This window comes from Streptomyces sp. NPDC058307, assembly GCF_042880295.1.
GTDB lineage: Bacteria > Actinomycetota > Actinomycetes > Streptomycetales > Streptomycetaceae > Streptomyces.
The window spans coordinates 1-1,451 of record NZ_JBHVYZ010000172.1; the positions used below are offsets into that span (position 1 = coordinate 1).

1 protein-coding gene is annotated in these 1,451 nt (G+C 68.0%); it reads right to left on the bottom strand.

Annotation, left to right across the window (positions count from 1 at the left end; genetic code table 11):
* Window positions 1-19: 19 nt before the first annotated feature.
* Entirely contained in the window at window positions 20-1,216 is a 1,197-nt protein-coding gene (locus tag ACFVYN_RS41355; RefSeq protein ID WP_390008099.1) for an IS110 family transposase, read from the bottom strand.
* Window positions 1,217-1,451: the final 235 nt, after the last annotated feature.

Consider the following 1,451-nt stretch of genomic DNA (forward strand, 5'->3'; position numbering starts at 1 on the left):
TGGCTTCCTAATGCTGTTGTCAAGCTGCCGCAGTCACCGGTGGTACCACTTCGTAGCACCGACGATCACGGATCAGAGCCCAGATGACGTTGACGCGTCGGCGGGCGAGGGCGAGCACGGCTTGGACGTGCTTCTTCCCCTCGGCTCGTTTACGGTCGTAAAATTTCCGCGAGTTCGGGTCGTAGCGGACGCTGACCAGCGCCGAGGTATAGAACACGCGCTGGAGACGTCGGTGATAGACCAGGGGCCGGTGCAAGTTGCCACTGACCTTGCCCGAGTCGCGTGGTGCGGGGGCGACTCCGGCAAAGGCTGCCAGGGCGTCCGGGGAGTCGAACTCGTCCAGGCCGCCGCCGACAGCGGCGAGGAACTCGGCGCCGAGCACGGTGCCGATGCCCGGGACGCTCAGGATGATGCCGGCGAGCTCGTGCTCGCGAAACCGGCCCTCGATGAGCTTGTCCATCTCGGCGATCTGCTCATTGAGGGTCATCACCTCCTCCGCCAGGGTGTGGACCAGCTTGGCGATGGTCTTCTCCCCGGGGATCGCTGTGTGCTGGCGCTCGGCGGCCTCGACGGCAGTCTCGGCCAGAGTCCTGGCGTTGCGGACCTTGCGGTTGGCCAGCCACTTCGTCAGCCGGGCGACGCCGACGCGGCGGATGGCGGCCGGGGTCTGGTAGCCCGTCAGCAGCCTGAGCGGGCCGGTGTTGGTCACGTCCAGGGCCCGCTCCAGGGCCGGGAACATGCTCAGCAGAGTGCCTCGCAGACGGTTGACCACGCGGGTGCGGTCCTCGACCAGGTCGGCCCGGCGTCCGGTCAGCAGCTTCAGCTCGACGGCGGCCTCGTCGCCGGGGCGGATGGGCCGCAGGTCGCGGCGCATCCTGGCCTGGTCGGCGATGACGTAGGCGTCACGGGCGTCGGTCTTGCCCTCGCCGCGGTAGCCGTCGGAGGCCCGGTTGACCAGGCGGCCGGGGAGGTAGAGGACCTCCTGGCCATGGTTGAGCAGCAGGGCCAGCAGGAGCGCGGGTTCCCCGCCGGTCATGTCGATGGCCCAGGTGACCTCACGGCCGTCGGCCAGGTCCAGGACGTCGCCGATCAGTTTCAGCAGCTCGGGCTCGTCGTTGGCGACCCGCCGGGACAGCAAGGTCTTGCCGTCGGCGTCCAGAGCGAGGCCGTGATGGTGGCCCTTGCCGCTGTCGATCCCCGCCCATATCCGGCTCATCGTGCTCCTGACATGCGTGTTCGTACTGTTCGTGCCTCGGACGACCTCGCCGGCATTGCTCTACACAGCGACTGTTCGCACTTCCTAATCGGCGGCCGAGTCGTCGTGGGGCGCTGGGCGGCGAAGCCAGGTAAACCACGGACGGCAGCCGCCTGATAGCCACACCCAGCACCCCTGGGCGACCCAACCCTACGAATGGCTCGATCAACCCGATCAAGAAGGTAGAGCCGCCTGA

Coding starts and splice junctions, on each gene's coding strand:
- ACFVYN_RS41355 (WP_390008099.1), bottom strand. CDS start 1,216: ATGAGCCGGATATGGGCGGGGATCGACAGCGGCAAGGGCCACCATCAC.